Genomic DNA, 17,885 nt, shown 5'->3' with positions numbered 1-17,885 from the left:
TCGTATTCTTGCGAGCCGGTGTTTTTCGGCACCGGGCGCGGACCAGGGTTTAGCCTGCCTGGCGGATGCGGGCCTTGATGGCGAGTGTTACCTGATCAGCGACAAGATCAGGATAGCCGCTGGCGCCAAAGGCCGCACGGCTGAGGCTGCCGCTGAGATGCACGTCCAGTTCCCGCAAGTCATTCGCTGCGGTGCCGGGCCGGCGGTAGAGCGCGGATTGCAAGGTCAGCGGCCGGGTGGTTCCGCGCAGGGTCAGTTCGCCGCCGATCTGCGCGCCGCCGGAAAGCCGCCCATCAGGCCCGAGGCGGACGCGGGTCGAGCGGAAGCGGATCTCCGGAAAGCGCGCAGTGTTGAGCACGCTGGGGCTTTTCAGTGCTTCGGTGGCAAAGATCAGCCCGGTCCGGGCCCGGCTTGCGTCAAGCGTGATATCGGCCTGGCTGCGGGCCAGATTCTGCGGATCAATCCGGATGCGGGCGGTACGCACCGGGATCCTTCCATGCTGCGGCTGGCCGCTGAGCCGGAAGGTGAAGCGCACCTCGGTGGCATCTGGCATCAACCGGTAAGGCAGTGCCGCGGCCTGCAGCCTGTATGGGGCCAGCAGGCCTGCGGTCAGGCAGGCGATCAGGGTCCGCCGGTGCATCCAGGGTTGGCTCATGCGGGGTTTTCTACTCTGCTTTCCACGCAGCTATCCATGCTGCGCTCTGAGCTTATCCGGGTTTTCCGCTGCAGGCTGTTCACTTTCGCGGGTGCGCCTGTGAAGCGCCGGTGTGCTCCCGCCAGGCTTCAGCTTTCTGGCAAAAGCTTCTGCCTGTTGGGCCCGGCACCGGGCTATGCCCGGTGCCGGGCCCAAGGCCGCTAAGGATGTGCTGGCGCAGCCAGCACCGCCTGCGGGCGCGGGAGGGCATCGTCTTGGTGCTGGGGCCCGTCTTGGGCGTGCGGGGCTGCTGTGCGGATGGCAGGACGGCACGAAGCAGGCCGGAGCAGGCTGCTGCCAGCGGCCTGGGCGATTTGCCAGCTGCAAGGCGGCAGGGTACGGGCGCGCAGGCGCTGCAAGGTCCAGCACTTCCGGGTCTTTGCAGCGCCATCCCCGGCCGGGCCGGGCGGGGGGCTATGTTCAGGCAGGTCATGGGGCACAAGATCATGAGGGAAAGAGGTATGGGCACGCGCCAGGTGCCAGCGGTTTTCGATGCCCTGGGCGCCGCCTGTGCCGGGGGGCAGCAGCAGGCCCAGCGGCGCCGGGCCGAAACGCCCGCCACGCTCTGCCGCCAGATGCAGCCGCCGCACCGGGGTGATGGCGGGCGGCTCAGCCGGTTCGGTCACCACCAGCGCCGCTGCGCAAGGCTTCCTCCATGGCCCAAAGCTGATCCTCCGTCCGGGGGGCCTGCACGAACAGGACCCGGGTGGGGCTGGCAAATTCCGTCAGACCCGGGCAAGCTTGTCCTCAAGCGTCTGGAAGAAAACAGCTCTCGCATGGTCCTCAATCCAGGGCTTGTGGCCGCAGCGCTGCAGCAGGTGGAAGCTGAAATCCGGTAGGATCTTGCGCAACGGCAGCTCCACGCCATTTGCCGGGTGGGGATCGTGATCACCATGAAGCGCCGTTACCGGGCAGCGGATCCTGGCCGCCTCGCGCAGCAAAGCGCCGGACCGGCGCAAGCCGGCAGCCTCTGGCCAGACGCGGTTGAAAATCTCCCGGTCAAAGGAAATGGCAGGGCGGGGAAGATCCGGCAGCGGTTTGCAAGCTTCCGATTTCTCCAGAAGGCGCAAAGCCTGCGCCAGTCCCGCCGCCGTCTCCATGCCGGAACCGTGCAGCAATGCGTTCAATTCCTGCCATTCTGCAGGCTGCAAACGGGCCTGACGCGCGGTTTCGATTCCTGCGGTATGCCCGGCGGTAAACGGCGGGCAGCCCGCCAGCACCAGTTTCGAGACCCGCGCCGGATGCCGGGCCGCCAGCAGGCAGGCCAGCCAGGCACCCCAGGAAAAGCCGATCAGAACCGCCGGACCGGCACAGGCTGTCTCCAGCTGCTGCCGCAATTCGGAAATCTGTCCGGCAATGGATGCTTCCGTTTGCAGCAGTTCCAGCACGCCGTGCCCGCGGGCCGCCAGTTCCTGCGCCACAGGCGCCATTTCCCCGGCTGCACCGGGGCCGCCATGCAGCACGGCAGCCGTGAAGGGCGGGGCGCCGTGCCGCCGGGTGGTGCGGGAGACCGGTTGCATCCTGTGAAACTCCGGCGGGTTCAGCCTTCGCGCGGCACAACCGGGCCGCCCTGTTTGGCCCATTCGCTAAAGCCGCCCTCCAGATGCACAACCGGTTTCAGGCCCATCTCAATCGCGGCCTTGGCGCTGAGGGCTGAGCGCCAGGCGCTGGCGCAGTAAAACACATAGGTTTTGTCCTGGTTGAACACCGGCTTGTGATAGGGGCTTTCGGGGTCGATCCAGAATTCCAGCATGCCGCGCGGGCAGGAAAACGCGCCGGGGATTATACCGGTGCGCTGCAGCTCGCGGATATCGCGCAGGTCGATGAAGACGTAGTCCTCATCCAGAACCTTCTGTTTTGCCTCCGCGACCGGCATGGTTTCCACCAAGCTGCCCGCCTCGGCCAGCAGCGCCTTGACACCTTTGGTGATGGTTTGCGGCATCGGATCTCCTTTCCTTGAATTGTGCAGAGGCTGGCGGGTTTGCCGCGCATGTGCAAGCGGCTTGCACTTCCCGGGCGGGGCCTTAGGGTCGCAGGCAAATCCGGAACAGGGGAGCGCGCGGCATGAAACTGAACCCATTGGGACGCACCGGCATGATGGTGTCTGAACTGTGCCTGGGCACGATGACATTCGGCACCCAGACGCCTGAGACCGAGGCTCATGCGCAGATCGGCCGGGCGCTGGAGGGCGGCGTGAACTTTGTTGATACCGCCGAGATGTATCCGGTCAATCCGGTGAGTGCGGAGACCCTGGGCAACAGCGAGCGGATCATCGGCAATTGGAATGCGCAGACAGGGCGGCGGGGCGAGTACATCCTGGCGACCAAGCATTCCGGCGCGGGGATGCAGCATGTGCGCGACGGGGCGCCGATTTCCTCCAGGACCATCGCGCCCACGATCGAGGCCTCGCTGAAGCGGCTCAAGACGGATTACATCGACCTTTACCAGTTCCATTGGCCGAACCGGGGCAGTTACATGTTCCGGCAGAACTGGAGCTATGACCCCTCGAGCCAGAACCGGGAAGAGACGCTGGCCAATATGGAGGACTGCCTGGAGGCGCTGCAGCGCGAGGTGGCGCGCGGCACCATCCGCGCCTTTGGCCTGTCCAATGAGAGCGCCTGGGGCACCGCGCAATGGCTGCGGATTGCTGAGGCGCGCGGCGGGCCGCGGGTGGCATCGATCCAGAACGAATATTCTCTGGTCTGCCGGATGTACGACACCGATCTGGCCGAGCTGAGCGTGAATGAGGATGTGGGCTTGCTGGCGTTTTCGCCGCTGGGCACCGGGCTTTTGACCGGCAAGTATCAGGACGGGGCGGTGCCGGAGGGTTCGCGCAAGGCCATCAACCCGGAGCTGGGCGGGCGCCATTCGCCGCGGGTATACGATGCGGTGGCGGCCTATCTGGAGATTGCCAAGCGGCACGGGCTGGATCCGGTGCATATGGCTCTGGCCTGGTGCCGGACCCGGCCGTTCATGACCTCGGCGATCTTTGGTGCCACCCATATGCCGCAGCTGGAGCATGTGCTGAAATCAGTGGAGCTGGAGCTGAGCCGGGAGGTGCTGGACGAAATCAATGCCGCGCACCGGGCGCATCCGATGCCGTATTGAAGGGAGACCTGGCAGGCGGGGAACTCCCGCCCGGTCTGCGGGCATTGAAATGCCCTTGGCCGGTTGGGCCGGGCGCTGCTGCGCAGCGTGAAGGTTTTTCTGAGAGGCGCTTCAGGGGCAGGTTTGCCCTGAAACGCCTTGGCAATTGTATTCCGGGTTGCGCGTCAAGGGGCAACGGTGCTGCGCACCGCCGCTGCGCAGCCCTTGACCCACGAGGCCGGGCTGCCGGTCAGTGTGCCGTCGGGCGGGCCTGCTCCTGGCGCAGGTCGCGGGCAGAGGTGCCATGCGCGGTGCGGAAGGCGCGGGCAAAGCTGGATTGCGAGGTGAAGCCGGTGGCGATGGCCACCTCCATCAGCGGCAGGTCGGTGTCGGTGACCAGGCGGCGGGCCTCGGCCAGGCGCAGTTGCAGATAATGATCCTGCGGCGTGGTGTTGAGCCGCAGGCGGAACTGCTGCTGCAGGCTGCGCGGGCTGGTGCCGAGGGTTTCGGCCAGCGCGCTGAGCGGCAGCGGCTCGTCCAGAGCGGCCTCCATCAGGGCATTGGCCTTGGCAGTGAGCGCATTGTGCTTGTGACCGCCCAGGCGGCTTTGCGGTCGCGGTTCTGCGGCGGGGCCGTCATACAGGAACAGCCCGGCCACGCGGGCGGCAAAGCCGGCGCCGTGGCGGGCGCTGATGATATGCAGCATCATCTCGATCGCCGGGGTGGCACCGCCGGAGGTCAGGCGGCCATCGGAGACGGTGAAGCGGTCGTTGCGGACGTCAACCTCGGGGAAGCGGCTGGCGAAGTTTTCCAGATCCTCCCAGTGGTTGGTCGCCGGATGGCCGTCCAGCAGCCCGGCCTCGGCCATCAGCCAGGGGCCGCCGTCGATGCCTGCAATGGTGGCGCCGGTGGCGGCGATGCGGCGCAGGCCCGCTAGCAGGCTGGGAGTGGCATGCCGCGCCAGCTGGAAGCCGGCCAAGACAATCAGCAGCTCGCAGCCCTGCAGCCGGGCCAGCGGAAAGCTGGGCACGGTGAGGCCGCTGGTCAGCATCGGCGGCTCGTTTGTGGCGCTGACATAGTCCCAGTCAAACGCTGCCCGTCCGGCCAGCCGGTTGGCGGCGCGCATCGGGTCAACGGCAGCCGCAAAGGACAGCGTGTTGCATTCATCCAGCACCAGAACCGCGGTTTTCAGCGGCTGATGCTCGGGCTGCAGGATGTTTTTTGCGGATTTTATCAACTTCGATTCGCCTGGTGTAAACTGTGCCGTAAAAGGCTGCGGCAGAGTCGGCCTTAGCGCAAATCAGAATCTGGGGAAGAGCCTGGGGATAACCCAAGGCAAAACCCTGTACATCGAAGGGAAAATCAAAATGCCTCTGGAAATGAACCGGGACGTCTTTATCACCTGTGCCGTGACCGGCTCTGGCGGCACCCAGGACCGCAGCCCGCATGTGCCGCGTTCGCCCAAGGAAATTGCCGACAGCGCCATTGCGGCGGCCAAGGCCGGCGCCGCCGTGGTGCACTGCCATGTGCGTGATCCGGAGACCGGGGTGCCGTCGCGCCGACTGGACTATTACCGAGAGGTGACCGACCGGATCCGCGACGCAGAGGTCGACGTGGTTCTGAACCTGACCGCGGGCATGGGCGGCGATATCGTCTTTGGCGGGGTCGAGAGCCCGTTTCCGGTGAATGAGGCAGCGACCGACATGATCGGTGCCTCTGAGCGGGTGGCGCACATTGCCGAGTGCCTGCCGGAGATCTGCACGCTGGATTGCGGCACCATGAACTTTGCCGAGGCCGATTACGTGATGACCAACACCCCCGGCGCGCTGCGGGCGATGGGGCAGATGATGACCGATCTGGGTGTGAAGCCGGAGATCGAGGCGTTCGACACCGGCCATCTGTGGTTTGCCAAGCAACTGGTGAAAGAGGGCATTCTCGACAGCCCCGCCCTGGTGCAGCTGTGCATGGGGGTACCCTGGGGCGCGCCGAACGACCTTAATACCTTTATGGCGATGGTCAACAATGTGCCCAGCGATTGGAACTGGTCGGCGTTCTCGCTGGGCCGGGATCAGATGGCCTATGTGGCGGCGTCTGTGCTGGCCGGCGGCAATGTGCGGGTCGGGCTGGAGGACAATCTGTGGCTCGGCAAGGGTCAGCTGGCGGAGAACTGGCAGCTGGTGGAGCGGGCTGGCACCATCATCGAGAACATGGGCGGCAAGCTGATGGGACCGGCGGAGGTGCGCGAAAAGCTGGGGCTGACCAAGCGCGCGCCGGCGGCGCAGTAAGCGGCGATCAGCGGTTTCGTTGAATTGAAGGAATTGGGGGTTAGCCCCCAAGCCCCAGGATATTTTGGGCCAGAAGAAGAGCCGGGCGGTTCTCAAAGGGAAGCAGATGAAAACAGCAGCAATCATTGGCGGCGGGGTTATTGGCGGCGGCTGGGCCGCGCGGTTCCTTCTGAACGGCTGGGATGTGCGGGTCTTTGACCCGGACCCGGAAGCAGAGCGCAAGATCAGCGAAGTGCTGGGCAATGCGCGGCGCTCCTTGCCCGGTCTGGGCAATGTGGCGCTGCCAGCGGAAGGCAGCCTGACGTTCCACGAGACCATTGCCGGCGCCGTGGACGGCGCGGAGTGGGTTCAGGAGAGCGTGCCGGAGCGGCTGGATCTGAAGCAGAAGGTCTATGCGGAGTTGCAGGCCCATTGCGCGCCGGATGCGGTGATCGGGTCTTCGACCTCGGGCTTCAAGCCGTCGCAATTGCAGGACGGGCGGGAGAACCCCGGTCAGATTGTGGTCACGCATCCCTTCAACCCGGTCTACCTGCTGCCGCTGGTGGAGCTGGTCACAACGGCGGCCAACCCGGCAGGCGTCATCGACCGGGCCAAGGAAATCATCTCGGGGCTGGGCATGTATCCCTTGCACCTGAAAAAGGAGATTGACGCCCATGTGGCCGACCGCTTTCTGGAGGCGGTCTGGCGCGAGGCCTTGTGGCTGGTCAAGGACGGCATAGCCACCACCGAGGAGATCGACAACGCGATCCGCTATGGCTTTGGCATCCGCTGGGCGCAGATGGGGCTGTTTGACACCTATCGGGTCGCGGGCGGCGAAGCGGGCATGAAGCATTTCATGGCGCAGTTCGGCCCTTGCCTGTCGTGGCCCTGGACCAAGCTGATGGATGTGCCGGAGTTCAACGACGAGCTGGTCGATCTGATTGCAGGCCAGTCGGATGCGCAGTCCGGCCATCTGCCGATCCGCAAGATGGAGCAGATCCGCGACGACAATCTGGTTGGCATGATGCGGGCGCTGGGCAACAATGACTGGGGTGCGGGTGCGCTGCAGAATGCCCATGACAAGGGGCGTGAGGGCGAAGCCGGGCTGGTAAGCTCGGTTGACGATCTGGCGGACCTGAGCCAGCCGGTGCTGACCCAGAGCCGCGTGGTGCCGCTGGATTGGACCGATTACAACGGCCATATGACCGAAAGCCGGTATCTGGATGCCTTTGCCCAGTCCACCGACCGGCTGATGATAATCATCGGCTGCGATGCGGAATACATTGCCAACGGTGGCAGCTACTTCACCGCCGAAACCCACATCCGCCACATCGACGAAGTGCATGCAGGCGACCCGATCCAGGTGCGGACCCGGGTGATCATGGGCGCGGGCAAGAAGATGCATCTGTGGCACGAGATGTTCTGTGGCGAGCGGCTGCTGGCGACAGGGGAGCACATGCTTCTGCATGTGGATCTTGCGACCCGCCGCTCCGCCCCGCCTGCGCCGCATATCGAGGCCAATCTGGTGAAGCTGGCCGAAGCGCATGCGGGGCTGGCTGCACCTGAGGGGCTGGGCCGTGCGATCGGAGCGCCGCGATGAGTGCCTTCCAAGAGAGCCGGGTTCTGGTCACTGCCGGCGGTTCCGGCATTGGCCGCGCCATGGCGGAGGGCTTTGCCGCCGCCGGGTATCAGGTCTGGGTGACGGATGTCAGCGCGGTGGCGCTGGCAGACGTGCCGGAGGGTTGGCGCACCACGGCGGTGGATGCCACCGATGAGGCCGGGGTCAAGGCGCTGTTTGCCGAGATCGCTGAAGTCTGGGGCGGTGTGGATGTGCTCTGTGCCAATGCAGGCGTCGCCGGGCCGACCGCGCTGATTGAGGACATCGCGCTGGAGGACTGGCGCAAATGCGTGAGCGTCAACCTGGAGGGCTGCTTTCTGGCCGCGAAATACGCGGCACCTATGATGAAGGCGGCAATGGCCGGGTCGATCATCGTGACGTCCTCGACCGCGGGGCAGTACGGTTATCCGAACCGGGCGCCTTATGCTTCGGCGAAATGGGCGGTGATCGGGCTGATGAAAACGCTGGCGATGGAGCTTGGTCCCTTTGGCATCCGTGCCAATGTCATCTGCCCCGGCGCGGTGGAAGGGCCGCGGATGGAGGGCGTCTTGGAGCGTGAGGCGGCGGCCAAGGGCATGACGCGGGATGAGGTCTATGCAGGTTATGCCGCGGGCACCTCTATGGGGCGGTTTGTCGAGGCCGGCGATATTGCCAATATGGCGGTGTTTTTGGGATCAGACGCAGCGCGGCTGGTGTCCGGTCAGGTGATTGCCGTGGACGGGCATACGGAGAACCCGGACCCGAAGGTGTGAGGCATGTCTTGGAAACCGTCCGGGGGACGGTTTCAGTGCCGAACGGGCGAAGCCCTATGCAGGAATTATGGGGGGGCGGAATTGCCCAGCCCACGTGATGGATCGCAGAGGGCGGAACCTGCCTGGGCTGGCGCGAATGCGCCTGCCGGGGGCAGGCAGGCGCAGCCCGGCCTATCGGCCGGGCGAAACAGGCTTAGCTGCTGATCGCTGCCCTGAGCGCCCTGAGCCGTCCAGGCAGCTGCCGGGCGGTGATGTCGGCCTCGCGCACCAGATTGTCGAAATGGCTGGTAAATGTGGCGATCCGCTCTTTGTCGCGGAAGGCCAGATAATGCGTGCCGGCATAGAACACGCAGAGCAGCGGACCAAAGATGGTGATCGGTGAAGAATAAAGCCGTTTGGCATCAAACAGGTAGATGCGCAGACGGGGGTAGAGCTGCTCGCAAAGGCGCTCGAACTGGGTGAGTTGTTCCAGCCGGATCTGCAACGGCAGGCCTTCGTAGTATCCCACGCCATGGGCGAAGCTGTCGAGTTCATAGAGCGGCATGGCGATTTCATAGTCCGAGGGCGACTGGCGCATCCAGGTGAGGCGGTCCTCGGAGGCGCCGATGGCCTGGTCGGCGGTGCGGCCCAGATGCGGTGAATACTCCCACTCCAGCAGCGCGCGGGTTTTCAGCATGTCGGGCAGCGCGGCTGGGACGTGACGGATCTTGTAGCCTTCAGCCTCCTGGTGCCAGTCAAAGATCCGCTTATCCACCAGGGCGCGGGGCGCCTCAGAGAGGGTGAGGCTGGAGGCCAGCAGTTCTGCCGCGCTTTCGGGGCGGTCGGAGAGGCTGAGGAGCCAGTCGGCGGAGACGCCCAAGGCGCCGGCGCAGGCGCCGACCACATGGGCGTTGGGCAGGCGCGCGCCCTCGTCCGTCAAGAGCTGCGAGATGGTGGAGCGGTCGACGCTGACGGCGCGGGCCAGGGCGCTTTGGCTGAGGCCGCTGTCGCGCAGCGCCCGGTTCAGTCTTTGCCGGAACTGCTCAGCCCGGACCCGCTTGTCAATATTTTCCATCATGTGTTAAAAATTATCACATCTGCTGGGTTTTGTTAACTGCATTCGGAATTCTGAACAGGGCGCGGCTGCGGTAGTTTGGAAACAAGCACTTAGCAAAAACAATCAGGAGGCAAGATGGAAACGCGCAGGCGTTCAATTGTGAAGGCGGTGATCTGGAACATCCTTGGGCTGGCCTCGATGACGCTGGTTGGGCTGATCGCCACCGGCTCGGTCAAGGCGGGCGGAATGATGGCGCTGGTCAATACTGGCATCGGCTTCACGGTCTATCTGGTCTACGAGCGCGTCTGGTCGAAAGTCCAATGGGGGCGCAGCCATGTCTGAAGGGTGCAGGGAATACATGCCGCGGGGTGTGGAATGGGGCACGCTGGGGCTGATCCTGGCCTGCCATGGCGGCTGGCTGGCGGCGCTGTGGCTGCTGCCATCGGCCAGTCTGCTGCTGACCGTGCTGGCGCTGGGTGTGATGGCGGCGCTGCATTCCTCGCTGACCCATGAGGCGCTGCATGGCCACCCCTTCCGCAGCCGCTGGCTGAACGAGGCGCTGATGTTTTTTCCGCTGAGCCTGGCGATCCCCTATGGCCGGTTCCGCGATACCCATCTGGCGCATCACGAAGATGAGCGGCTGACCGATCCCTATGATGATCCGGAGAGTAATTTCCAGGACCCGGCGGTCTGGGCCAAGCTGCCGGGCTGGCGCAAGGGGCTGCTGCGGATCAACAACACACTGTTGGGCCGGGTGGTGCTGGGGCCGCTGATGGGGCAGGTCTGCTTCATGGCGGGCGATTGGAAACGGGCGCGCAAGGGCGCGTCGGGCATCGCGCGGGACTGGGCTTTGCATGTTCTGGGCCTGGTACCGGTGATCTGGGTGGTGCTGCAGTCGCCGGCGCCGCTGTGGGCGGCGGTGCTGGGTGCCTATCTGGGACTGGGGCTCTTGAAGATCCGCACCTTTCTGGAGCACCGGGCGCACGACGCCGCCAAAGGCCGTACTGTGGTCATCGAGGACAAGGGGCCTTTGGCGTTGCTGTTCCTGAACAACAACCTGCATGCGGTGCACCATATGCATCCAGGCGTGCCCTGGTATGCGCTGCCGCAGCTGTATCAGGCCCGTAAGCAGGCCTTCCTGGCGGCCAACGATGGCTACTTCTATCGCAACTATATGCAGGTTTTCCGCAACTATCTGCTGCGGGCCAAGGACCCGGTGCCGCATCCGCTCTGGCAGCAGGGAGAGTAAAGGCGCATAAGCGGGAGCATGTTAGCCTGGATTCCCGTATCGATTGCCGCCGCCGCATTTCAGACCGTGCGGTTCATGCTGCAGAAAGTTCTGAGCAGCGTGACGCTGTCGCCGGGCGGAGCCACCTTCGCCCGGTTTGTCTATTCCGCACCGTTCATTCTGGCTGGACTGGCGGTGTATCTGGCAGTCACCGGGAGAGCACTGCCTGAGCTGGGACCGAAGTTCTGGATGTTTGCCGCCATCGGCGGCACCGCGCAGATCCTGGCAACGGTTTGCGTGGTGGCGCTGTTCAAGCAGCGCAATTTCGCGGTGGGGATCACCTTCAAGAAGACAGAGGTTATCCAGACCGCCATCGTCGGGCTGGCGGTGCTGGGCGATCCGGTCAGCCTTGGCGGCTGGGCGGCGATCCTGATCGGGCTGACGGCGGTGCTGGTCTTGTCCAGGACACCGGACGCAGCCGGCCCCTGGTGGCGGCATCTGACCAACCGCGCCTCGAAGCTGGGGCTGGGGTCGGGGGTGCTGTTTGCCTTTTCCGCAGTCAGCTACCGGGGCGCGTCGCTGCAGCTGGGGGATCTGGAGCCCATGTTCCGCGCTGGGGTGACACTGGCGGCGGTGGTCAGCTTGCAGACGCTGTTTATGGCTGTCTGGCTGGGCCTGCGGGACAGGGGCGAGATTGCCCGGGTCTGGGCCGCCCGCCGGGTGGCGGTCTGGGTGGGGCTGACCAGCATGGGCGGGTCGTTCTGCTGGTTCTGGGCCTTCACGCTGCAGAACGCTGCCTATGTAAAGGCGGTGGGGCAGGTGGAACTGCTGCTGTCGCTGCTGGCCTCGGTGCTGTTCTTCAAGGAGAAGGTTACCGCCCGAGAATTGGCGGGCATGGCGCTGCTGGTGGTGTCGATCCTGGTTTTGGTACTGGCGATCTGAACGGCTGGGCCTGCGGCAGGGAAGCCGGAATTATGCAATAATTCCGGCTCGGAAAACACGCGTTTTCCGGGACGTTTCCCGCGCCGGGAAACGTTAGCCGTCGGCGGGCATCGGGTAGCCCTTAAGGCGCAGGAACAGGCTGGCTTCGTCGTTGTTGTGGAAATAGGGCACGCTCTGCGGCGGCTCGGCGTCCCGGACGCGGGCGGTGACTTCGGCCAGGACCACCTCGGTGATGAAGGGCAGATCAAAGCTGCGCACCTGGCTGAGCGGGATCCACTGCAGATGCGACAGCTCATCCGCGGCGCGGGAGAAGTCATCAAGATCGCCGGTGATCTGATCGGCATCAATCAGAAAGAAACGCGCATCAAACCGGCGCGGGCGGCCCGGCGGGGTCAGGGCGCGGAACACGAATTGCATCGCCCTGGCTGAAGGCACATGGCCAGTGGCGGCGAACTCCTGCCAGTCTTCGGGAATGTCTCCCTGCCACTTACCTGGTTCCCCCAGGATCAGGCCGGTTTCCTCCCACAGCTCGCGCACCGCGGCGACGCTGAGAGCATGATGCACCCCTGCGGGCGCCTTGTCTGCGAGGCGTTCCTGACAGACGGGCGGGATTGGCGAGGCCAGAGGGATTTGCGCGTCCTCCACGTCCACGGCACCGCCGGGGAAGACGAATTTGTTCGGCATGAAGGCCGCCTTGGCGCCGCGCTGGCCCATCAGCACCTGCGGGTCATCGGACATCCGGCCGCGCATGGCAATCACCGTGGCCGCATTGCGGATTGCGGTCTTGTCGGTGGTGGTCTCACCGCAGAGGAATGTGTCGCTCATCGTTTTACTGCCCTTGTCCTGCTGGGGAATCCTTGTCGAAGCCGTGCATCCGCCTGGCCCATTGATAGGCAATGACGATCCCCTTCATCCGCGGCAGAAGATAGAGGGAAGAGGCAACGCAGCCAATCGTGAAAACCGTGAACATCACCAAGGGTTCGGGGCGCCAGGAGAAATAGACCACATGCATCAAGGGCGCCATGATGTGGCCGACGATCAGGATGGTGAGATAGGCCGGCCCGTCATCGGCGCGCGCGTGGGTCAGGTCCAGACCGCAATGGCTGCAGCTGTTATTCACCTTGAGATAGGAATGCAGCAGCTTGCCCTCGCCGCACTGCGGGCATTTGCAGCGCCAGCCCTTGGCCAGGGCGGGCATGGTCGGGCGGTCTGGTTCGGTGCCGGAGGCCGTCGCGGCCGGGGACTCGGTCATGGCAAAATCCTGTGTGCTGGGCATATCTTTGCGCGCATCGGGAGAGGGCGAAAGGGGAAAGCCCGATTTCTGCGCCGGTTTGCCGCAACGGGACGGCGGTAAAAACTTTTTTGCGTTTCTGCGACGGAAGCGCGGGTCCGGGGCGTTTTTCCTGTGCATCGGGCAGCAAGAGGCTGCCGCAGAACAAAGGAAAGACGATATGAAACACGTCACGTTCATCGCCGCGATTGTTGCTGTGGCCGGTATGGCAGCAGGCGGCGCGGCCCTGGCCAAGGGCTATGGCCACCACGGGCCGAAGATGTCCTTTGAGGAAATCGACGCTGACGGCAATGGCGAAGTCACCAAGGCGGAAATCCAGGCCCTGAAAGAAGCCCGTTTCAGCAAGGCGGATGCCGATGGCGACGGCAAGCTGACGCTGGAGGAAATGCAGGCGCATGCGCAGGCCCGGGCCAATGAGCGCGCCGCCCGGATGCTGGAACGCTTTGACAAGGATGGCGATGGCGCGTTGAGTAAGGATGAGATGCCGCAACCGCGCCGGGCTGGCAGAATGTTCGACCGGATGGATGCCGATGGCAGCGGCGGGATTTCGAAAGAGGAATTCGAAGAGGCCCGGTCTCGGCACGGCGGCAAGCGTTGGCATGGCCAGGGGGATGAAACGGAGCAGAACTGATCGCTGAAGCGTGCTGCAAAACGCGGAAATATCGCGGCGCCGGACCCCTGTTGCGGGTCCGGCTGCCATGAACGCACCGGCGGAGGATGTCTCCGACGATGCGCTGCTTGTGCTGTTTGCCAATGGTGACAGCCGGGCCGCGGCGGAGCTGACTGCACGGCTGGGGCCGCGGGTCTTTGGCGTAGCGATGCGGGTGATGGGGATCCGCGCCGAGGCTGAAGATGTGACCCAGGAGGCAATGCTTCGCTTATGGAAGATGGCGCCGGAGTGGCGGCCGGGGGAGGCGCAGGTCTCGACCTGGCTGTACCGGGTGGCAATGAACCTGTGCATTGACCGCAAACGGCGTGCCCGCGGCGGCTATGTAGATCTGGATGCGGTGCCCGAGCCGCCGGACCCGGCCCGCACGGCCGCCGAGGCGCTGCAAGAGGGCGCGCGGCAGGATGCGCTGCAGGCGGCCCTGATGCAATTGCCGGAACGGCAGCGGCAGGCAGTGGTGCTGCGGCATCTGGAAGAACTGTCCAACCCGGAAATCGCCGGGATCATGGACATCAGCGTCGAGGCGGTGGAAAGTCTGACCGCCCGGGGCAAACGGGCGCTGGCCGCGGCATTGGCCGGGCGGCGCGAAGAGTTGGGGTATAATGATGGCTGACACGGATAAAGCACTGCAGGAGCTGGACGATCTGTTTGCCGCGGCACGCAGTGAGCCGCCGGCGCTGCCGGACCGTCTGAACGCGGCTATCCTGGCAGATGCGGCGCGGGCGCAGGCGGGCTTTCAGGCTGCGGCGCCAGCGCAGGCCCCCCGGCAACCCCTGTGGCGGCAGCTGATCGAGGCGCTGGGCGGCTGGCCCGCGCTGGGCGGGCTGGCCGCGGCCAGCGCGGCGGGGCTGTGGATCGGCATTGCGCCGCCCTCCTTTGTGCCGGATCCGGTGGCGCTTGCAGGATATGAGGACAGCAGCACCGCGGTCCCCTATGACAGCTATGACATGGCGGTGGTGCTGAGCGAGGACCTGCAATGACTGCGGAGGGTAAGCCTGGAATGAAGCTTTGGCTGAAACTGCTGCTGGCGGGATCGCTGGCGCTGAACCTGGCAGTGATCGGCATCGCGACGGGAGTGGCCTGGCGGTACTCCGGCAAGGAGAAACATTGGAAGCGGCCGCCGGAGATCGGCGCGATCATCTTCCGCGATTTGGACCGGGAGACGCGCAAGGCGCTGCGGCAGGAAGCCGGCGGCGGCCACGGCAGCTATGCCAAGCGCCGTCATGCGGAGGGCAAAACGGTGATCGAAGCGCTGCGCAGCGATGATTTTGACGCGGGGGCCTTGCTGACCGTGCTGAAAGGGCAGGCGGAAGCACGTCATGCATTCCACACCAAGGTGCAGGAGACATGGGTGAACAAGGTGGCAGAAATGTCTCCGCAAGAGCGCGCGGAATTCGCCGATCGTCTGGAAGAGCGTATGGAACGGCGCCGCGAACGCTGGCATGAGCGGCGGGACGGGCGCGGTTAGGCAGCCCTGACACTGGTTTCCGGACGTCCATTCACCTGCAGGCAGCCGGTTGCGGCTGATCTTTTCTATGTGCGTTGAGGGCCGGGCTTAAGCGGCCTGGATGCAATCCGGCGACAAGGTCACCTGATTGCGGCCCGCATCCTTGGCGTTGTAGAGCGCCTGATCGGCTTTCTCGACCAGCGCGGCGGTGCTGTCTTCATTGCCGCCGCCGCCCATGACGGCGCCGATGCTGATGGTGATCCTGACCGGATCGGCGGCGCCGGGCACTTGGAACGGGGTGCTGTTGATGGCATTGCACAGGGCGATGGCGGCCAGGCCGGCCTCGGCCTCGGTGGCGCCGGGCAGCACCGCCATGAATTCTTCGCCGCCGACGCGGGCCAGCAGGTCCGCCGGGCGCAGCACCGCCTGCATCCGGCGGGCGGCCTCGATCAGCACGGCGTCGCCGGCCGGGTGGCCATAAAGGTCGTTGATCCGCTTGAAGTGATCGAGATCGGCCAGCATGACGGCAAACTTTTCGCCAGTTGCGGTGGCAGAATGGGCGACCCGGTCCAGGAACGGCTTGGCATAGCGGCGGTTGTAAAGACCTGTCATCGGGTCCAGCACAGCCGCGCGCAACCCGTTGCGGACGCTGTCGCGCAGCCGGTCCTTGCGGGCCTTCTGCTGCAGCTGGGCGGTGAGGCGCAGCTGCAGCTCCTCAACATCAAAGCCGGATTGCAGCACGTCATGGGCGCCGCGGTCCAGGGCCTCGGCGGCGATATGCGGATCCGCCGGGTTGGGCACCGCAATCACCACCGATTTGCGGGTGGCAGAGCGGGCGCGCAGGTCCGCCAGCAGGCGCAGGCCGGGACCGGCCGAGGCCTCTGTCAGTTCGATGATGATGGCATCGGCCACCGGCGCCTGCATCAATCCTTGGATGTCGCTGATGGAATGGGTGCGCAGGTCATAGGGCAGGCGGGTGGCAAGCCGGTCGCGCCAGGCCATTGCGGTGCGGGGATCCTGCGCCACCAGAGCAACGGAGGCATTGCGCAGATCCTCGGCGCATGTACGGTCGCTGAGCGGCAGGATGAACCCGTGCGAGGCATCGCGCTGCAGGTTCAGCTCCTCGGTGCTGCTGCGGGCGCGCAGCAGGCTGCGGATGCGGGCCTGCAGGATCACGTCGTCGACCGGCTGCTGCAGCACATCGTCGATGCCGGCGGCCAGTGCCTGCAGCCGGGCTTTGGAGCCTTCCCAGTCGGAGACCGCGATCACTGGCAGATCGCCCAGTGTTTCATCCCCGGCCAATTCGCGTTTCACATCCGCAGCGGTGCCATCGGGCAGCGACATCGCGCAAAGCACCAGATCGGGACGGTGGCGGCGGGCGGCCTGCAGCACTTCAGCGACGCTGCCGGCCTGAACCACATCGTAATAGGCAGCCGCCAGCTGCACCTTCAGCATGATGCGGTTGGTGGAGACGCCGTCGATGACCAGGATAGTGCCTTGCACGCGGTATCCTTTCGCCCCTTGCAAATCCTATGACTGGAAGTTTTGCTGAGACTGGTTAAGAAACCCTTTCGGATTTTTACTAAATTGGCCGCAATGCGGCAGGAGTGTGGAGAACATGCGGATTTCCGCCGATCAAGCAGAGACCCTGGCGCTGAAGGCTTTGGCCTGGCTGGCCGGAAATGATGAGTTGCTGCCGGTGTTTCTGGGTGCAACCGGCGCCAGCGAAGCGGATGTGCGCGCACGGGCGGCGGAGCCGGAGTTCCTTGGCTCGGTGCTCGATTTCTTAACGATGGACGACAATTGGGTGATGCAGTTCTGCGATGGCGAGGGGCTGGCCTATGAGGCGCCGCTGCAGGCACGGATGTCGCTTCCGGGCGGTGAACAGGTGAACTGGACTTGAGAATGACGGGTCCTGTGCCTAGGGTCCGGCCAGAATCCAGCGGAAAAAGGACCCGCCATGCCTGTTGATGCTCTACTGTTTGATAAAGACGGGACCTTGTTTGACTTTGCTGCGACCTGGGACGGCTGGGCTGCAGACCTGCTGGAAGCCCTGTCCAAGGGCGATCAGAGCGCCAAACAGGCAATGGCCAAAGCGATCAGCTATGACTTGGAGCGTGAGGCCTTCAATCCGGACAGTCTGGTGATTGCCTGCTCCAATGATGAAGTGGCAGAAGCCCTTGCGCCTTATGTTGCGCATATGGACCTTGCCGAGCTGACGGATTACCTGGCGGAAAGCGCTGCCGGGGCAGAGCTGACGCCGGCAGTGCCGCTGGCGGCGTTTCTCGACAGTCTGCTGGCGCGCGGCAAGGTGCTGGGGGTGATGACCAACGATGCTGAGAGCTCTGCCAAGAGCCAGTTGAAGCGGGCAGGCGTGCTGGACCGTTTTGCCTTTGTCGCGGGATGCGACAGCGGCCATGGGGCCAAACCGGCGCCGGATCCGCTCTTGGCCTTTTGCAAGGCTGCGGGCGTCTCTCCCGGCCGGACGGCAATGGTGGGCGACAGCCGCCATGACCTGGAAGCGGGTGCGGCTGCGGGTATGCAGCGGATCGGCGTCCTGACCGGCATGGCCCTGCGCGATGAGCTGGCGCCGCACGCCGATATAGTGCTGCCCGATATCGGCCATATCCCGGCTTGGATGGACCGCTGAGCAACCACTGATTCCCGCGTTTTGAAACGGGGGCGCCTGTTTTTGCCGGCGCGCAGCCTTGTGCGCCGGCTTTTGCTGCAGCAAACTGGGCACAAGTGTACAGAAATATCCTGAACCGCCGGATCGGACAGCAAAAACGACAGCGATAGTCGGGTTTGGACTGTTTCCGGCGGCCGGGATTGGCACAGTGGGTGGCTATCGGCATTTTT

At 64.8% G+C, this 17,885-nt stretch carries 22 protein-coding genes; 13 read left to right on the top strand and 9 right to left on the bottom strand.

All coding sequences use genetic code 11. The features are described 5' to 3' along the window. Positions 1–49: 49 nt before the first annotated feature. The 4 genes from A2I95_RS09625 to A2I95_RS09610 all read right to left on the bottom strand — a co-directional run bounded on the left by A2I95_RS09625 (position 50) and on the right by A2I95_RS09610 (position 2,636). The gene (locus A2I95_RS09625; protein ID WP_291729551.1) at positions 50–655 is read right to left on the bottom strand and encodes a YceI family protein; all 606 of its coding nucleotides are present in this window, start codon (positions 653–655) and stop codon (positions 50–52) included. Positions 656–855: 200 nt separating this feature from the next. After that, a complete protein-coding gene (locus A2I95_RS09620; protein ID WP_291729550.1) occupies positions 856–1,320 on the bottom strand; it encodes a hypothetical protein in 465 nt (154 codons plus the stop codon). Between the two features lie 99 nt (positions 1,321–1,419). Beyond that, on the bottom strand, positions 1,420–2,214 hold the full coding sequence (locus tag A2I95_RS09615; RefSeq protein WP_291729549.1) for an alpha/beta hydrolase: 795 nt from the start codon (positions 2,212–2,214) through the stop codon (positions 1,420–1,422). A 20-nt stretch (positions 2,215–2,234) separates the two neighbouring features. Then, a complete protein-coding gene (locus tag A2I95_RS09610; protein ID WP_291729548.1) occupies positions 2,235–2,636 on the bottom strand; it encodes a rhodanese-like domain-containing protein in 402 nt (133 codons plus the stop codon). Positions 2,637–2,758: 122 nt separating this feature from the next. On the opposite strand from A2I95_RS09610, the gene A2I95_RS09605 reads away from it, so the two are divergent. Continuing rightward, a complete protein-coding gene (locus A2I95_RS09605) occupies positions 2,759–3,802 on the top strand; it encodes an aldo/keto reductase (protein ID WP_291729547.1) in 1,044 nt (347 codons plus the stop codon). A gap of 229 nt (positions 3,803–4,031) precedes the next feature. Here the strand turns inward: A2I95_RS09605 and A2I95_RS09600 are convergent, their stop codons facing one another. Continuing rightward, entirely contained in the window at positions 4,032–5,015 is a 984-nt protein-coding gene (locus A2I95_RS09600) for a GlxA family transcriptional regulator (RefSeq protein WP_291729656.1), read from the bottom strand. A 133-nt stretch (positions 5,016–5,148) separates the two neighbouring features. Here A2I95_RS09600 and A2I95_RS09595 point away from each other — a divergent pair, with 133 nt between their 5' ends. The 3 genes from A2I95_RS09595 to A2I95_RS09585 all read left to right on the top strand — a co-directional run bounded on the left by A2I95_RS09595 (position 5,149) and on the right by A2I95_RS09585 (position 8,415). Then, the gene (locus A2I95_RS09595; protein WP_291729546.1) at positions 5,149–6,066 is read left to right on the top strand and encodes a 3-keto-5-aminohexanoate cleavage protein; all 918 of its coding nucleotides are present in this window, start codon (positions 5,149–5,151) and stop codon (positions 6,064–6,066) included. Positions 6,067–6,172: 106 nt separating this feature from the next. Continuing rightward, positions 6,173–7,645 (top strand): carnitine 3-dehydrogenase, encoded by a 1,473-nt coding sequence (locus tag A2I95_RS09590; protein WP_291729545.1) that lies wholly within the window; start codon positions 6,173–6,175, stop codon positions 7,643–7,645. Next, a complete protein-coding gene (locus tag A2I95_RS09585) occupies positions 7,642–8,415 on the top strand; it encodes an SDR family oxidoreductase (protein ID WP_291729544.1) in 774 nt (257 codons plus the stop codon). The genes A2I95_RS09590 and A2I95_RS09585 overlap by 4 nt, the downstream gene beginning before the upstream one ends. Positions 8,416–8,608: 193 nt before the next feature. On the opposite strand, the gene A2I95_RS09580 is transcribed toward A2I95_RS09585, so the two are convergent. Then, positions 8,609–9,472 carry a helix-turn-helix transcriptional regulator gene (locus tag A2I95_RS09580; protein ID WP_291729543.1) on the bottom strand — a complete coding sequence of 288 codons (864 nt, stop codon included), beginning with the start codon at positions 9,470–9,472 and terminating at the stop codon, positions 8,609–8,611. Positions 9,473–9,586: 114 nt separating this feature from the next. On the opposite strand from A2I95_RS09580, the gene A2I95_RS09575 reads away from it, so the two are divergent. Genes A2I95_RS09575 through A2I95_RS09565 form a run of 3 tightly spaced genes read left to right on the top strand, consistent with a single transcriptional unit; the run spans position 9,587 to position 11,621 of the window. After that, positions 9,587–9,793 carry a DUF2061 domain-containing protein gene (locus A2I95_RS09575; RefSeq protein WP_291729542.1) on the top strand — a complete coding sequence of 69 codons (207 nt, stop codon included), beginning with the start codon at positions 9,587–9,589 and terminating at the stop codon, positions 9,791–9,793. Beyond that, positions 9,786–10,700, top strand: a complete 915-nt coding sequence (locus A2I95_RS09570) for a fatty acid desaturase (protein ID WP_291729541.1) — start codon at positions 9,786–9,788, stop codon at positions 10,698–10,700. Before A2I95_RS09575 ends, A2I95_RS09570 begins: the two co-directional genes overlap by 8 nt. A gap of 18 nt (positions 10,701–10,718) precedes the next feature. Continuing rightward, positions 10,719–11,621, top strand: coding sequence for an EamA family transporter (locus tag A2I95_RS09565; RefSeq protein WP_291729540.1), 903 nt, complete (start codon positions 10,719–10,721; stop codon positions 11,619–11,621). A gap of 93 nt (positions 11,622–11,714) precedes the next feature. Here the strand turns inward: A2I95_RS09565 and A2I95_RS09560 are convergent, their stop codons facing one another. Next, positions 11,715–12,446, bottom strand: a complete 732-nt coding sequence (locus A2I95_RS09560) for an NUDIX hydrolase (RefSeq protein ID WP_291729539.1) — start codon at positions 12,444–12,446, stop codon at positions 11,715–11,717. Positions 12,447–12,450: 4 nt separating this feature from the next. Further along, positions 12,451–12,873: a DUF983 domain-containing protein gene (locus A2I95_RS09555; RefSeq protein WP_291729538.1), complete on the bottom strand. Its 423-nt coding sequence runs from the start codon at positions 12,871–12,873 to the stop codon at positions 12,451–12,453. A gap of 199 nt (positions 12,874–13,072) precedes the next feature. Here A2I95_RS09555 and A2I95_RS09550 point away from each other — a divergent pair, with 199 nt between their 5' ends. The 4 genes from A2I95_RS09550 (at position 13,073) to A2I95_RS09535 (ending at position 15,047) form a co-directional block, all read left to right on the top strand. Further along, positions 13,073–13,543, top strand: a complete 471-nt coding sequence (locus A2I95_RS09550) for an EF-hand domain-containing protein (protein ID WP_291729537.1) — start codon at positions 13,073–13,075, stop codon at positions 13,541–13,543. 67 nt (positions 13,544–13,610) lie between these two features. Then, on the top strand, positions 13,611–14,192 hold the full coding sequence (locus tag A2I95_RS09545) for an RNA polymerase sigma factor (RefSeq protein WP_291729536.1): 582 nt from the start codon (positions 13,611–13,613) through the stop codon (positions 14,190–14,192). Continuing rightward, positions 14,182–14,559 carry a hypothetical protein gene (locus A2I95_RS09540; protein ID WP_291729535.1) on the top strand — a complete coding sequence of 126 codons (378 nt, stop codon included), beginning with the start codon at positions 14,182–14,184 and terminating at the stop codon, positions 14,557–14,559. Before A2I95_RS09545 ends, A2I95_RS09540 begins: the two co-directional genes overlap by 11 nt. 20 nt (positions 14,560–14,579) lie before the next feature. Beyond that, positions 14,580–15,047 carry a periplasmic heavy metal sensor gene (locus A2I95_RS09535; protein ID WP_291729534.1) on the top strand — a complete coding sequence of 156 codons (468 nt, stop codon included), beginning with the start codon at positions 14,580–14,582 and terminating at the stop codon, positions 15,045–15,047. 87 nt (positions 15,048–15,134) lie between these two features. Here A2I95_RS09535 and A2I95_RS09530 read toward each other — a convergent pair whose 3' ends face one another. Further along, on the bottom strand, positions 15,135–16,529 hold the full coding sequence (locus tag A2I95_RS09530; RefSeq protein ID WP_291729533.1) for a diguanylate cyclase: 1,395 nt from the start codon (positions 16,527–16,529) through the stop codon (positions 15,135–15,137). A 115-nt stretch (positions 16,530–16,644) separates the two neighbouring features. On the opposite strand from A2I95_RS09530, the gene A2I95_RS09525 reads away from it, so the two are divergent. Continuing rightward, positions 16,645–16,929, top strand: coding sequence for a DUF3572 domain-containing protein (locus A2I95_RS09525; protein WP_291729532.1), 285 nt, complete (start codon positions 16,645–16,647; stop codon positions 16,927–16,929). A gap of 57 nt (positions 16,930–16,986) precedes the next feature. Then, a complete protein-coding gene (locus tag A2I95_RS09520) occupies positions 16,987–17,676 on the top strand; it encodes an HAD family hydrolase (protein WP_291729531.1) in 690 nt (229 codons plus the stop codon). The last annotated feature ends 209 nt before the right edge of the window (positions 17,677–17,885 follow it).

The sequence above is a fragment of the Leisingera sp. F5 genome (genome assembly GCF_001593695.1).
This window is presented reverse-complemented; position numbering and strand designations above follow the sequence as displayed.

What these genes read in the sequence shown, in the direction of transcription:
- A2I95_RS09520 (WP_291729531.1), top strand. Translation starts at nt 16,987, where the DNA reads ATGCCTGTTGATGCTCTACTGTTTGATAAAGACGGGACCTTGTTTGAC.
- A2I95_RS09615 (WP_291729549.1), bottom strand. Translation starts at nt 2,214, where the DNA reads ATGCAACCGGTCTCCCGCACCACCCGGCGGCACGGCGCCCCGCCCTTC.
- A2I95_RS09585 (WP_291729544.1), top strand. Translation starts at nt 7,642, where the DNA reads ATGAGTGCCTTCCAAGAGAGCCGGGTTCTGGTCACTGCCGGCGGTTCC.
- A2I95_RS09580 (WP_291729543.1), bottom strand. Translation starts at nt 9,472, where the DNA reads ATGATGGAAAATATTGACAAGCGGGTCCGGGCTGAGCAGTTCCGGCAA.
- A2I95_RS09595 (WP_291729546.1), top strand. Translation starts at nt 5,149, where the DNA reads ATGCCTCTGGAAATGAACCGGGACGTCTTTATCACCTGTGCCGTGACC.
- A2I95_RS09535 (WP_291729534.1), top strand. Translation starts at nt 14,580, where the DNA reads ATGAAGCTTTGGCTGAAACTGCTGCTGGCGGGATCGCTGGCGCTGAAC.
- A2I95_RS09590 (WP_291729545.1), top strand. Translation starts at nt 6,173, where the DNA reads ATGAAAACAGCAGCAATCATTGGCGGCGGGGTTATTGGCGGCGGCTGG.
- A2I95_RS09540 (WP_291729535.1), top strand. Translation starts at nt 14,182, where the DNA reads ATGATGGCTGACACGGATAAAGCACTGCAGGAGCTGGACGATCTGTTT.
- A2I95_RS09565 (WP_291729540.1), top strand. Translation starts at nt 10,719, where the DNA reads ATGTTAGCCTGGATTCCCGTATCGATTGCCGCCGCCGCATTTCAGACC.
- A2I95_RS09570 (WP_291729541.1), top strand. Translation starts at nt 9,786, where the DNA reads ATGTCTGAAGGGTGCAGGGAATACATGCCGCGGGGTGTGGAATGGGGC.
- A2I95_RS09525 (WP_291729532.1), top strand. Translation starts at nt 16,645, where the DNA reads ATGCGGATTTCCGCCGATCAAGCAGAGACCCTGGCGCTGAAGGCTTTG.
- A2I95_RS09545 (WP_291729536.1), top strand. Translation starts at nt 13,611, where the DNA reads ATGAACGCACCGGCGGAGGATGTCTCCGACGATGCGCTGCTTGTGCTG.
- A2I95_RS09550 (WP_291729537.1), top strand. Translation starts at nt 13,073, where the DNA reads ATGAAACACGTCACGTTCATCGCCGCGATTGTTGCTGTGGCCGGTATG.
- A2I95_RS09560 (WP_291729539.1), bottom strand. Translation starts at nt 12,446, where the DNA reads ATGAGCGACACATTCCTCTGCGGTGAGACCACCACCGACAAGACCGCA.
- A2I95_RS09625 (WP_291729551.1), bottom strand. Translation starts at nt 655, where the DNA reads ATGAGCCAACCCTGGATGCACCGGCGGACCCTGATCGCCTGCCTGACC.
- A2I95_RS09610 (WP_291729548.1), bottom strand. Translation starts at nt 2,636, where the DNA reads ATGCCGCAAACCATCACCAAAGGTGTCAAGGCGCTGCTGGCCGAGGCG.
- A2I95_RS09575 (WP_291729542.1), top strand. Translation starts at nt 9,587, where the DNA reads ATGGAAACGCGCAGGCGTTCAATTGTGAAGGCGGTGATCTGGAACATC.
- A2I95_RS09555 (WP_291729538.1), bottom strand. Translation starts at nt 12,873, where the DNA reads ATGACCGAGTCCCCGGCCGCGACGGCCTCCGGCACCGAACCAGACCGC.
- A2I95_RS09605 (WP_291729547.1), top strand. Translation starts at nt 2,759, where the DNA reads ATGAAACTGAACCCATTGGGACGCACCGGCATGATGGTGTCTGAACTG.